The sequence below is a fragment of the Pseudomonas sp. PSPC3-2 genome (assembly GCF_049897085.1).
Classification (GTDB): Bacteria; Pseudomonadota; Gammaproteobacteria; order Pseudomonadales; family Pseudomonadaceae; genus Aquipseudomonas; species Aquipseudomonas paraveronii.
In genome coordinates, this window is the sequence record NZ_JAFCVO010000006.1 from 200,866 (window position 1) to 212,471 (window position 11,606).

Below are 11,606 nucleotides of genomic sequence, written 5' to 3' on the forward strand. Positions count from 1 at the left end.
CTAGCACCTAAGGGGGCGCCTTCTCTAGGGACTATGAAATTTTCTTGATCCTCAGCTCATTCATCGAATCGAATTTAAGTGACTCATTGCGTGAGTGAAGGCCCTGTGGATCTATGGTGTCTGATCGTGACCAGCGGCTTTTGGCCGGAAGCGGGGCAAGTAAGAACTCCATCTGTAAGGCAGACTTCCGCCTTTGCATTAGCCACCGTTCCTTTTGAGCTGATGGTCAATGAAATCAAGCTCTGCTTTGATTGCTTCAATCGTCAACGTCTCGATTTTGCTGTGCTTGTTTTCTTTTTTATTGGGTTCCTTTTTTTCGGCTAGGGCGATAATTATCCCGTTCAAATGGAGCTTTCGAGCCTTCAGGTGCTCTGGCCATTGGGTGCTGTTCTGAGGTGGTTTGTTCATGTGGGGACCGTTGGTATGTCCGAAACAACCTGTTTCTCGCAGGTTGCTTCGGGGAAGGGTTGGGTTAGGCTGCCAATAGGTCAATCAGGCTGTGTTGGCGTGAGCGATCTGCAAGCGCTCGCCAGGTCCAGCTTCCGAAGTTTTCGCCTTGCTCAGGGATGTCCAGCTTCAGCAGAGCAACCGGATCTCGACTAATCAGTTTTCGTGCAGCCCACAGCTTGCCGCCGGTCTCCAGCAATGCTTTCGCGGCCTCGTTCCATTGTTCTTCCAGCACAGTGTTCGCCAGGTGAGCCGCTTTGTTCTCGATCTTGTCGCGTTCTTTTTGAGCCTCTGTGATGTGCAGATCAATCGTCTCCAGCTCTTGCTCTAGTGCGGTGATGAGCAATTGTTGGCGGCGGTGATACTCAACCGCCGCCGTGAGGTTTTTTGCTGCCTTTTGAGCTTCTGCGTTAGCGGCTTTCTCGCCCTCCACATCGCCCCATGCGACAGCCTGCGCGTAAGCGGTGGCGGCGTCCGTTTCAGCTTGTCGAGCTTTTGCCATGTCTTCCTGGGCGCTCTGGCGGACCTGCTGCAACCGGGTCTCGATACTGATGCGCTTTTCGTTGAGTTCCATCTCGTCGGCTTTCCAGGTCGCCATGCCGCTGAGGTAGCCCGCAGCCAAGCTCTCACGGTTCGCCAGTGCCTCAAGGCGATCGATCTTTTGATTCAGGAGGTGGATCTCAAGACCTCGCGAGTCGATGCGTCTTTTGTGATCGTTGATTTCATCCTGCACAGCCTTTTGTCGGCGCTGTTGGATCACCTCAGGGCTATCGAGCGCTACTTCCAAAGGCGCGAGATCGCTCTGAATGCTCTCCATTTCGAGGGTCAGTTTGTCGCGGCGGTCTTTCAGTTCTTGGATAGTGTTCATCTGTATTGTCTCTGGGCATTGCGGTTGATAAGGATGGTTCAACGGCTGGCGAGGCCGGGAATGAGCCGGCGCTACCTCGATCGGCAGGCATGCCGTCAGGCGGCCTTAGCCTCGCTTTCATCTGTTCCTGAAACTGTCTTCACCACATAGCAGCGTTGAGGTCCTAACCCGGGCAGGCGAATCAAGCTGTACGCCTTTCCGTCGCTTCCCGGCTCAAGTACGCCCCGTTGCAGTAGCTCCTTGTTCACCGCACTGATGTTCATGCCCTTGAAGATTTCGGCCCTCCAGGCTTCAGGCAGCACGTAGTAGGTGTTGGTCGTGTGCAGGGCATCACCCATGCCGTGTTCCATCGTCTTGCGAAAGCCCAACCGATCAATCGTGCGTGGGCCGTGTTCGTCGATCTTGGCGGCAGCAGATTCCCAACGGGTAAAGCGGCTTTCTCCGAAGCGCTCGATCACCTGGCGCAGTCGCGCCAAGATCGCATCGCCCTCGAAGTTACCGGCGCCGCCGCGTTCGGCCAGCCACGCGTGCAGGCACACACGTGCGGCGGTCGTGGCCGTACCGTCCGGCCAGCCGGTGACGCCGAAGGCGGTGGCCAACTCTCCGGCCGCTGCTGCGAGGCCAAAGCGAAGGGCGGCGCGCTGGGCCTGGCCGCTGGCCGAGGCGGGCAGGTTTTGGGTGATGAACTGCTCCACCGTATGGCGAACGATCACCGACCACCTGAGCATTTCGCCAGGCACACACAGTGCGTGCAGGAAGGCAGCGAGGGGTGTGCCGTAGTATTTGGCTACACGCGCCTTGAGCGCATCGGAGAGGGCGGCAGCGTCCTCAAAACCGTTCAGCACATCGAACATGCCGAGCCCTTTGCTTGCATCCGCCGGCACGGCGAGCATGCGCACCTCCATGCCGGCTTTCAGCTCCTTGTTGGCATCCGCCATGTGCTGCGCCAATGTCTTCTCGCCGGTCGAGAGAAACAGCAAGCGCCATTCCTGCACCTGTCGGCCCGCTTGTCCTCGATCATTCGCCCGGGCCTTGCCGGTGCCATTGCCGAGCATGTAGACCGTCTCGCCGATAATGCGCGGGTCGCACATGCCGATTTCATCCAGCACCAGGAGACCGTCTGAGTGTGCAGCGGCGATGGACTCCAAAGCGTTATCTGTCGAGCGCCACGAACGCACCAGACGAGGCCCGCCATAAACCGAGGCAGCGACCTGCAAGTGGGTAGTCTTGCCCCCGGAACTGTCGCCATACAGGTGAAAGCCGCCCGACTCATGCCCGAGCAGGTTGAGCAGAGGCCCTGCAAACGCCACAGAGACGACAAATGCCAAGCGGTGGTTGCCAACGCACAGTGCGCCGATTTGCTGCTGCCATTGCTCCAGAGAGCCCGCCTCGCTGATCGGTGGCAACTGCGCACCAGCTTCATAAAAATGCAGGTGTTCGGCGTGCGAGCCTATCTGTTGTTCGGGCAATAGAAACGCATTGTCATGCCAGCCCAAGCGCGTCACCAAGCGTGCGCGCTGGGCGCTATCGAAGCCACCGAGATAACTCTGCAGGTCGTTGCGGGCATTCCGCCCCGAACGGCTTCCAGCGAGGCGCAGGCCCATGTCGACCAGTGGGCCGAGTACGTCCTTGCCGAAGTCGCCGGTCATGGTTCGGGCCGGAATGTTCCAGCGTTTTTTGGCGCCGTCCGGGTCATCGAACTCGACCAACAAACCCCAGTTGTGGCCCTTGTCGTCGCGAGTGCGAGCGATGATTTCGAGAGGCGAGCACACGGGGCGCGCCTCACCATCATCGCCGGAATAAAACACCCCTTCAGGCGTCAGGCGAAAGCCACCCGGCAACAGGTCATTTTTCAATTTCGCAGAGCGTTTGGCCGGCGCCTTAGCCTTCGGTTGTTGAGGCTCGGTGGTCTCAGCGACGCTGCCGAAAAACTCACCGTCGCGCACCAGCTCGGCGACGTGGCCAGCGGTCCAGCCTTTGGCTAACGCGTCAGCTGCATCGTCGCCGTCCGCCCATTTTCCACCTTTGACGAGCGTCGGCTTGCCGCCTTTGCTGCTGGGCTTGAGCTTGAACACGTCGAGCGAGATTCGCTGTACGGAAGCGGCGCCCAGCTCAATCAGCTTGAGCTCGATGGAGTCCATGCACGCCTTGCCGCTGGCATCGTTATCCGGCCAGAGCGCCACCGTGCGCCCTTTGAGTGGTGTTAGGTCGACCTTGTGCCAAGAGTTTGAGCCGTTCGGCCAGCAGGTGGCTACGTGGTCGGGCAATAACTCAGCGGCGGCGTCAGCAGCCTTCTCGCCTTCACACAACACGACGGGCGCATCGGTGCGCTGTACCAGCTCATTCAGACGCAGCAGGGGCCGAGGCTCCGCCAAGCCTTGCCAGCGCCATTGTGTGGTTTGTCCATCGGAGCGCTTGCACCAGGTCAGCGGCGCAAAGACCTTCCTCGGTTTGCCGTCTTCATCTGGGCCCAAGTCGAATCGATACAGCGCCATGACCGGTTGGCCTTGCGCATCCCGATAGATCCACACCTTGGACGGAACACCGTGTTGCCGGTGTTTGGTTGGGCACTTGTTCATGGCCTCGGCCGGGATCGGCTGGATCGCAATCCACTCCGGCGTAGCGCTCTTGGCCGGTGCGCTTTTGGCAGTCGCAGAGCCAGCGGAAACACTGAGCAGATCCGCCAGCTTTTTGCAGGCATCGACGTCCGTGCCGCCGTCGATGTAGCGCACCAGGTCGATCAGGTCACCGCCCTTATCGCCAGTGGCGAAATCTGCCCAGGTGCCTTTGCTCAAATTGACCTTGAGTGAGCCTGCATGTTTGTCCGTGCGTGTGGGGTTTGGTGCGGTGTATTCCTTGCCGCCGTCGACGCGTTTGCCGTTCGGCAGCCAGTGAGTAAGGACGCGGTCGATGTTCTTCAGAGCTGCGCTTTTTACGTCGGCAAAGCTGGGACGTTTTGAGGTGTTGCCGGTGCGCTGAGTCATGGTGTGGTCCTCGACTCAAGCAGCGCCTCGTTCACGTCGTCGATCAGCGCCTTGGCCATCTCGCCGAGGTAGAACGCAGGCCAACTAAAACGCTCGCCCGCATCGCTGATGGCCGCGTCTAGGATCAGTTGATTGGCGTGGTGCAGAATCTGGGAGACAGCCTCAAGTGCGTCCTCCAGCGGGATACCGGCATTCACCCGAAACAGGTTCTGGCCGTTACCGTTGGCAGGGGAAAACTCGGAGCGTCCAAGCGTGCTGGAGTGGGTCACAGAGCACCGCCTTTCTGGCCCATTGGCACAGATGAGGCATCACCGTACATGGTGAGTGTTTTGATCAGGCCCAAGGTGCCGCGCACATCCCAAATAACGGACGACAGCACGCGGTTGGAGAGCAGGGGTTTATCCCCGTCTAAGTGATCTTCCAACAGCATGAGAACTGAATCGGCACGGTCGAGCGCACAGGTGATGGCGTCGATAGGTAGACCGGCTTCGGCGTCTTGGCTGACGCAGAGTAGATCCTCGGGCAGTGCAAAGCCTGGGAGCATGCTCATTGGGCACCTCCTGCGGCTTCCAGGGCGCGAGCCTTGGACATATGGGCGTTGTAACGGGAGAGACGTGTAGCGAGGCTGGAGTTGGCGTGTAAAGCGGCGAGAGCCATTGCTCGATGAGCAGCAGCGCGAATTTTGGACGGATTGAGGGCGTGTTTCATCTGTGTAGCTCCTTGATTTGAGGAGCTGCCACGTTCGTTACCAAGCGAATGGGTGGCAGCTGTGCGCAGGTTGGTAAACCGGGAATCAAGGAACCCGGCAGGCACGAATGCCTCCCACGCACAGCCGCCATAACACGTAATTGCGGGCACAAAAAAAGCGCCTGCAATCGTAATGGGGCGCTGTTGCGCCTTGATTTCGTCGGGTTACCAAGCCCGTTCGCTGAATTTGCAGCGACGGCCAGAGAGTAACGTCCGTTTTTTAAAAGTGCAACTGGGCGGATCGCTTGCGGATTTCTTCGATGCGGCATAAATTGATCAGGCATTTAGATTTACCTCAACGCCTCCGGTTGCCGCCGGGGGCGTTTTCGTTTCAGGCATTGGCTTCCCAGCGCAGGGAGAGCAGTGGAAGGAAGTCGGCTTCGAGGCAAGATCGTGCATCTTCGTAAGCGTCGATTTGTTGCCCTTCATCCACTATCACGGCACGCGGTGCTTCGCTGGGTACTGACAGTGCACACCAGGTACCGTCTGCCCATCGCATGACTACAACTACTCGATTCAGGCGTTTTTGCTCTGTGCGATGACGCTCAAAACGTTTCATCCATCGTGACGAGAAACCGACTTTTCTGAGTGCAGAGAAGGGCTGCAAAATAGCCTTGTTAGCGACACTGTTCTTCATGCCGCCACCCTGTCGCGAGATGCGATACGTGCACGCGTCCAACTCAAAACTTCAGCCAACACCCACGCGACCGGAGCGCCACGGGCTGTGCTGTCGGTGAGCTTCACGGCTTGCGGAAAACCGCTCTCGGGCTGGCTCATCAGTTTGTAAACCGTTGCGCGGCCGATACCTGTCAGGGCTATGACTTGATTGATGCGTATCAGCGTGGCGGCCGGATCGAACTGTCCCAGTTCCGTATGAGGCGCGCTGATCGGCAAGCATGCGGATCCGCTAGGGGCCTTTTGGTGACTTTCTCGTGGAGTGGAGGGCGCAAGCCCCACAACTTTTGCAGATTGCTTTGGGGCGCTCATCAGGTCCTGTCTCCAGCGGTTTTTGCAGGTGAGCGCAGTTGGGTTTCAAGCCACGCGACCACGTCTTGGGAGCGATAACGAACCCGAGACCCGGTTTTGATATAGGGAAGTGAGTTGCTGCGAGAACTTCGCCAGGCGGCAAGCGTTCGGCTGGACAGACCTAGTGCATTAGCGACTTGGTCGGTAGTGAGCAAACAAGCAGGGGTGAGAGAGGTGGTGGAGTGGTGTGAAGTGTCGTGAGGCTGCATAGCGCGTTTCCTGTCGTAGTTCGTACAGGCCCCAGCTATGTAAACGATTTTCTATTTTTTAAAAGTTTTATTTTTATAGTTTTCGACGCGGGGTTTATGGATAAGGCAATTTAATTGAGCAAGATCGCAGCAAAGTTTCAGTTTTTTCCGGGGCTGTCCTACCTTGCCCTACTGGTTTTCTATACAGTTAAAAATCGGAAAGTGAGAAATGAAATCCAGTGAATCCCCGACGAACGGTAGTCCCCTGAGCCCCTTCTGGTAGTCCGATAACAGCGGCCCCTCCTCAGCGTGGGGCGACCAATAAGAGATGGCCGCCAGAGGTTTTGGGCGCCTTAGGCGTAACACGCTTTTGACGCGTAACACATGGTGTACGGATCTCTTTTAATAGGTGTTACGCAATAAATATTCAATAAAATCAATTGTTTGGTCGGATGCGTAACGTGCGTAACACCAGTAACACCGATTTTTGATGGGTGTGCGGTTGGCGTATTCAACCCGCCTTGCCAAACTGTCCCTGAATAATGTTGCCATCTACTAGCTCATCCAGATGATCTGCGTACCACTGCATCATCACTCTGCGCTGAGGCAGGTAAACCGCCTTGTTGTACACCCCTGCTATTCCTTCCTTTGCGTGAGAGAGCTGGGCCTCAATGTGATTTTCATCGAAACCCTGCTCATTGAGTATGGTGCTCGCGATGTGACGAAAGCCGTGACCTGTTTGCCGACCGGCATATCCCAGTCTGCGGAGCGCCATTAGAAAGACTGTATTGCTACGGGGGACTGTCCTGTCTTTCCTGCCTGGAAATAGGAGAGGGTACGCACCTGTCAGTGTTCGTAACTCAGTGAGCGCTTCAATTGCCTGTCGAGAGAGAGGCACCACATGTTCGCGACGACGTTTCATTCGCTCGGCCGGGATCGTCCATAGCTTTTTGGAGAGATCGATTTCTGACCAGCGTGCTTCTCGGATTTCGCTCGGGCGCGATGCTAATAAGGACAGCAAGCGAAGCCCTATACGAACGTCCTTTGCGTGAGGGTAGGAGTTGATCGCTCGAAGTAGAGCAGGCAGTTCTTCAATCGAAACGTGTGCATAGTTTTCAGCGCTACGTGATTGCAGGAATTTGCTGAGACCTTCAAGGGGGTTGTGGACGGCTCGTCCTGTTACGCGTGCCAGGTCATAGATCTCTTTGCAAAAGGCACGAACTCGGCCCATTTGTTCAATGATCCCCTTCTGCTCCATGCCGCGTAGAAACTCCATCCATTCCAGGGGCAGTATTTCCGTGTATACGCGTTTGCCGAGCACGGGGAACACGTGAAGCTCCAGTGCGCCAAGCACTCGTCGAGACGTACCTGACTCCCAGCTTGTGCGTCTGGCCTCAAACCACTCGCGGCCTAATGCTTCAAAGGTGTTGTTGGCAGCAACCTGGTCTGCAACCTTGCGAGCTTGCTTGCTCACCAATGGATTTTTGCCGGTCGATGCGTCTTCCCGCAGTTGAGCTGCTTTCTGTCTCGCCAAAGAGCCACTGATTTCCGGGTAGCCTCCGAGACCCAGCCAAGACCATTTCCCGTCTGGCTTTTTGTAGCGCAGCTCCCACGATTTTTGACCGTTAGGTTTCACCCGGAAGTACAGGCCATTCCCGTCCTGCTCCCGATATGTAGCGTGCTCCGGCTCCAGGCCTGAAAGGGTGGTATCTGCTAAGGGGCGGCGTTTGATTTCAGAGCGCTTCACTTCCTGTATGCCTCCAGTTATAGGAATCTCAAAGCATACACGTGGGCATACACGGCGGGAAGTTATAGGGGTGGACAGGGATGGATAGCCAGAAACAAGAAAGCCCGCACGGGGCGGGCTTCTTGGGGTGTTTCGTAGACTGTCTGAGACAGCCCGAGACTGCTATATGGTGCACCCGGCGGGATTCGAACCCACGACCCCTGCCTTCGGAGGGCAGTACTCTATCCAGCTGAGCTACGGATGCTTGTGCGGGCGCCATCATACCCATGTCGACCTTGGGCGTCCATGCTGGTTTTTGGCCGTTGGCGGGTAGGAATTGTCTGTGTTGGGGCTCTGCGCCGGGCGCGAGGGAGCGGTGGCGGGAAACCGGGCTGAAGGTCGCTGATCCGATAGATCTGGCAAATGTGCGGTTTTTGTTCTTTTTTTCGAACATCCTATTGCCCTATACCCCCATTGATCCTAGGATTCGTTTGAGATTTCAAACGCTCTGTCTCCCGTGCGCTATCCACTTGCTTGCACGCTGGGGCTGATTTCCCTGACGGCAGCCCACAAGGCGCCTTTCAAAAACTCTAATTCGCTCCGCGCGCGCGCGGTGCTGTTAAGGAAAGCCGACATGCAGCTTAAAGATGCCCAGTTGTTCCGCCAGCAAGCCTTTATCGATGGGGCTTGGGTCGATGCGGACAACGGTCAGACCATCAAGGTCAACAACCCCGCCACGGGCGAAATTCTCGGCACCGTGCCGAAGATGGGCGCCGCTGAAACCCGCCGCGCTATCGAAGCCGCCGACAAGGCGCTGCCGGCCTGGCGTGCGCTGACCGCCAAGGAGCGCGCCAACAAGCTGCGCCGCTGGTTCGAGCTGATCATCGAGAACCAGGAAGACCTGGCCCGTCTGATGACGCTGGAACAGGGCAAGCCGCTGGCCGAAGCCAAGGGCGAAATTGTCTACGCCGCGTCCTTTATCGAGTGGTTCGCCGAAGAAGCCAAGCGCGTCTACGGTGACGTGATTCCCGGCCACCAGCCGGACAAGCGTCTGATCGTGATCAAGCAACCGATCGGCGTGACCGCCGCCATCACACCGTGGAACTTCCCTGCTGCGATGATCACGCGTAAAGCCGGCCCGGCCCTGGCCGCTGGTTGCACCATGGTGCTCAAGCCTGCATCGCAAACGCCGTTCTCCGCGTTCGCCCTGGCTGAATTGGCCCAGCGTGCCGGCATTCCGAAAGGCGTGTTCAGCGTGGTCTCCGGCAGCGCCGGCGATATCGGCAGCGAGCTGACCAGCAACCCGATCGTGCGTAAATTGTCCTTCACCGGCTCGACCGAAATCGGTCGCCAGTTGATGGCTGAATGCGCCAAGGACATCAAGAAAGTGTCCCTGGAATTGGGCGGCAACGCGCCGTTCATCGTGTTCGATGACGCTGACCTGGATAAGGCCGTCGAAGGCGCGATCATCTCCAAGTACCGCAACAACGGCCAGACCTGCGTCTGCGCCAACCGTCTGTACGTTCAAGACGCGGTGTACGACGCGTTCGCTGAAAAACTCAAAGTGGCGGTGGCCAAGCTCAAGATCGGCAACGGTCTGGAAGACGGCACCACTACCGGCCCGCTGATCGACGGCAAAGCTGTGGCCAAGGTCCAGGAGCACATTGCTGATGCCCTGGCCAAAGGCGCTACGCTGCTGGCGGGTGGCAAGGTCATGGAAGGTAACTTCTTCGAGCCGACCATCCTGACCAACGTGCCGAAAAACGCCGCTGTGGCGAAGGAAGAAACCTTCGGCCCGCTGGCGCCGCTGTTCCGTTTCAAGGACGAAGCCGAAGTGATCGCGATGTCCAACGACACCGAGTTCGGTCTGGCTTCCTACTTCTATGCTCGCGACCTGAGCCGTGTATTCCGTGTGGCCGAAGCCCTGGAATATGGCATGGTCGGCGTCAACACCGGGCTGATCTCCAACGAAGTGGCACCGTTCGGCGGCATCAAGGCTTCGGGCCTGGGCCGTGAGGGTTCCAAGTACGGGATCGAGGATTACCTGGAAATCAAATACCTCTGCCTGGGCATCTAAGCCCGGCAAGGCATTGCTGCAAGCGCAAAGGGCACGAGAGCGCTGACCCTTTGCGCGTTTTACATCGTTATTCGTAGTGGCCGGGAACGCTGTGGCAGTCGATCATCGCATGCTGCCCTAGTTGCCTCCCCGCCACGTATTCCTTGGACCACGCCACCCGATGAGTGGCGAATGAGGACTTTATGAGCAAGACCAACGCTTCTTTGATGAAACGCCGCGAAGCCGCTGTACCACGCGGTGTTGGCCAGATTCACCCGATCTTCGCCGAATCCGCGAAGAACTCCACGGTGACCGACGTTGAAGGTCGCGAGTTCATCGACTTCGCCGGCGGTATCGCCGTGCTGAACACCGGTCACGTACACCCGAAAATCATCGCGGCCGTGACCGAGCAGCTGAACAAGCTGACCCACACTTGCTTCCAGGTACTGGCCTACGAGCCTTACGTGGAACTGTGCGAAAAAATCAACGCCAAGGTCCCAGGTGATTTCGCCAAGAAAACCCTGCTGGTCACCACCGGTTCCGAAGCCGTTGAGAACGCCGTGAAAATCGCCCGTGCCGCGACTGGCCGTGCTGGCATTATCGCGTTCACCGGCGCGTACCACGGTCGCACCATGATGACCCTGGGCCTCACCGGTAAAGTCGTGCCTTACTCGGCCGGCATGGGCCTGATGCCAGGCGGCATCTTCCGCGCGCTGTTCCCGAACGAGCTGCATGGCGTGAGCGACGACGACTCCATCGCCAGCATCGAACGCATCTTCAAAAACGATGCCGAGCCGCGTGATATCGCTGCCATCATCATTGAGCCAGTGCAGGGCGAAGGCGGTTTCTACGTCGCGCCTAAAGCCTTCATGAAGCGCCTGCGTGAACTGTGCGACAAGCACGGCATCCTGCTGATCGCCGACGAAGTGCAAACCGGTGCCGGCCGTACCGGTACGTTCTTCGCCATGGAACAGATGGGCGTGACTGCCGACCTGACCACCTTCGCCAAATCCATCGCTGGCGGTTTCCCGTTGGCCGGTGTGTGCGGCAAGGCCGAATACATGGACGCCATTGCGCCAGGTGGCCTGGGCGGCACCTACGCCGGTAGCCCGATCGCTTGCGCCGCGGCCCTGGCCGTGTTGGAAGTGTTCGAAGAAGAACACCTGCTGGATCGCTGCAAAGCCGTCGGCGAGCGTCTGGTCACCGGCCTCAAGGCCATCCAGGCCAAGTACCCGGTGATCGGCGACGTGCGTGCCCTGGGCGCGATGATCGCGATCGAGCTGTTCGAAGGTGGCGACAGCCACAAGCCAAACGCCGCTGCCGTCGCCTCCGTGGTGGCCAAGGCGCGTGAGAAGGGCTTGATCCTGCTGTCCTGCGGCCCTTACGGCAACGTGTTGCGCGTACTGGTCCCGTTGACCGCGCCGGATGCGCAGTTGGACAAAGGCTTGGCAATCATCGAAGAGTGCTTCTCCGAGCTGTAAGCACGGGCTGAACCGATCGATAGAAAAAACCCGCTTCGGCGGGTTTTTTTTGTGCCCGATACAGCACATTCAACGGCTGTTCA

General features: G+C 58.1%; 11 protein-coding genes and 1 tRNA gene. 2 read left to right on the forward strand and 10 right to left on the reverse strand.

What is annotated here, in order from left to right; translation table 11 throughout:
• Nucleotides 1–198: 198 nt before the first annotated feature.
• From ACP7CJ_RS12510 to ACP7CJ_RS12555, 10 genes are all read right to left on the reverse strand, one after another.
• Entirely contained in the window at nt 199–408 is a 210-nt protein-coding gene (locus tag ACP7CJ_RS12510; RefSeq protein ID WP_426101775.1) for a hypothetical protein, read from the reverse strand.
• Nucleotides 409–472: 64 nt separating this feature from the next.
• Nucleotides 473–1,315 carry a chromosome segregation protein SMC gene (locus tag ACP7CJ_RS12515; protein WP_426101777.1) on the reverse strand — a complete coding sequence of 281 codons (843 nt, stop codon included), beginning with the start codon at nt 1,313–1,315 and terminating at the stop codon, nt 473–475.
• Between the two features lie 95 nt (nt 1,316–1,410).
• On the reverse strand, nt 1,411–4,299 hold the full coding sequence (locus ACP7CJ_RS12520; protein WP_426101779.1) for a DUF927 domain-containing protein: 2,889 nt from the start codon (nt 4,297–4,299) through the stop codon (nt 1,411–1,413).
• Entirely contained in the window at nt 4,296–4,568 is a 273-nt protein-coding gene (locus tag ACP7CJ_RS12525) for a DUF3077 domain-containing protein (protein WP_178912076.1), read from the reverse strand. The genes ACP7CJ_RS12520 and ACP7CJ_RS12525 overlap by 4 nt, the downstream gene beginning before the upstream one ends.
• Nucleotides 4,565–4,849: a hypothetical protein gene (locus ACP7CJ_RS12530; RefSeq protein WP_017846196.1), complete on the reverse strand. Its 285-nt coding sequence runs from the start codon at nt 4,847–4,849 to the stop codon at nt 4,565–4,567. The genes ACP7CJ_RS12525 and ACP7CJ_RS12530 overlap by 4 nt, the downstream gene beginning before the upstream one ends.
• A 528-nt stretch (nt 4,850–5,377) precedes the next feature.
• Complete coding sequence (locus ACP7CJ_RS12535) at nt 5,378–5,683, reverse strand: hypothetical protein (RefSeq protein WP_426101781.1); 306 nt, start codon at nt 5,681–5,683, stop codon at nt 5,378–5,380.
• On the reverse strand, nt 5,680–5,940 hold the full coding sequence (locus ACP7CJ_RS12540; protein WP_426101783.1) for a helix-turn-helix transcriptional regulator: 261 nt from the start codon (nt 5,938–5,940) through the stop codon (nt 5,680–5,682). The genes ACP7CJ_RS12535 and ACP7CJ_RS12540 overlap by 4 nt, the downstream gene beginning before the upstream one ends.
• Before the next feature lie 92 nt (nt 5,941–6,032).
• Nucleotides 6,033–6,281, reverse strand: a complete 249-nt coding sequence (locus ACP7CJ_RS12545; protein WP_116079674.1) for a helix-turn-helix domain-containing protein — start codon at nt 6,279–6,281, stop codon at nt 6,033–6,035.
• Between the two features lie 490 nt (nt 6,282–6,771).
• Nucleotides 6,772–8,007, reverse strand: a complete 1,236-nt coding sequence (locus tag ACP7CJ_RS12550) for a tyrosine-type recombinase/integrase (RefSeq protein WP_426101785.1) — start codon at nt 8,005–8,007, stop codon at nt 6,772–6,774.
• Nucleotides 8,008–8,174: 167 nt separating this feature from the next.
• A tRNA-Arg gene (locus ACP7CJ_RS12555) sits at nt 8,175–8,251 on the reverse strand.
• Between the two features lie 369 nt (nt 8,252–8,620).
• Between ACP7CJ_RS12555 and gabD the strand changes: the two genes are divergently transcribed.
• Both gabD and gabT read left to right on the forward strand, forming a co-directional pair.
• Nucleotides 8,621–10,063, forward strand: coding sequence for an NADP-dependent succinate-semialdehyde dehydrogenase (gene gabD, locus ACP7CJ_RS12560; RefSeq protein WP_276195770.1), 1,443 nt, complete (start codon nt 8,621–8,623; stop codon nt 10,061–10,063).
• 182 nt (nt 10,064–10,245) lie between these two features.
• Complete coding sequence (gabT, locus tag ACP7CJ_RS12565) at nt 10,246–11,523, forward strand: 4-aminobutyrate--2-oxoglutarate transaminase (RefSeq protein ID WP_247400183.1); 1,278 nt, start codon at nt 10,246–10,248, stop codon at nt 11,521–11,523.
• Nucleotides 11,524–11,606 lie beyond the last annotated feature (83 nt).